Source organism: Cupriavidus sp. 8B (genome assembly GCF_054589115.1).
The window spans coordinates 1-246 of the sequence record NZ_BAAILO010000239.1 but is presented as its reverse complement, the minus strand read 5'-3'; the positions used below and the strand labels follow the sequence as shown (position 1 = coordinate 246).

Sequence of the window (246 nt, the reverse complement as noted above, 5' to 3'; positions counted from 1 at the left end):
CCAGCTGACCACGGCTTCGCGCAAGGCCGCTTCGAGACGGCTGCATTGCGCGAGCCGATCCTCGATGGCACGTCGATATTCGTCAAAGGCAAGTTGTTGCCACACGGTGTCGAACGCAAAGGTACTGATCCAGCGCCGGTGCGCCGCTCCCCAGTCGGCTCTGCCGCTGTAGCGCACCCCATGTGAAAGCAGAAAGGCCTTCAGCCGTTGCCGGGCGCGCTTCAGATCGTCCTTGGCGCTGACCCA

At 63.4% G+C, this 246-nt stretch carries 1 pseudogene; it reads right to left on the bottom strand.

Annotated elements, in window-relative coordinates:
• Window positions 1–246, bottom strand: a pseudogene (locus tag ACYP5B_RS22735) (IS110 family transposase); the annotation flags it as partial.